Source organism: Arcobacter cryaerophilus gv. crypticus (assembly GCF_002993025.1).
In the GTDB taxonomy this organism is placed as follows: Bacteria; Campylobacterota; Campylobacteria; order Campylobacterales; family Arcobacteraceae; genus Aliarcobacter; species Aliarcobacter cryaerophilus_B.
The window spans coordinates 1-493 of the sequence record NZ_NXGI01000038.1 but is presented as its reverse complement, the minus strand read 5'-3'; the positions used below and the strand labels follow the sequence as shown (position 1 = coordinate 493).

Here is a 493-nt window from a genome sequence, read left to right as displayed (position 1 = left end):
ACCCAACAGAGGGTGATACAGTAACATTTAAAGTAAGCCTAGAAGATTTAGATGGAGTTGGTGGATTAGATAGACACACAGGAGTAAAAGTAACTCTAAGTAATGGTGTAGTAATTGAGATTCCAGCTGGTGAAATTGAAGGAACAGGAACAACTACAATGGTAGATCCTGATAAGATCTTTGTAGGAGATTGGACTCAAGATGTAACAATTACAAATATCGAACAACTAGGTGCTGAGAGATTTGAAGATTTAGTTAAAGGTGATGATAAAGTAACTCTAAATGTTACAGATAAACCAGGGACAGAAGATCCAGACCCAGAAAATCCAACTGGTCCACAAAACAATGAGATAATAGTAGGTATTACTACTGAGAATGTAACTGAAGATAAAGATTCAATCTTTACAATTAGCATTAATAAACCAGTAAGCAAAAATGTAGAAGTAATATTAAGTAATGGAGACACTGTAATAATCGAAGCTGGAGAAACATC

1 protein-coding gene is annotated in these 493 nt (G+C 34.7%); it reads left to right on the top strand.

From position 1 onward, the window contains the following. Window positions 1-493 (top strand): immunoglobulin-like domain-containing protein (locus tag CJ670_RS10915; RefSeq protein WP_165785211.1); only part of this gene is annotated, 493 nt, incomplete at both ends.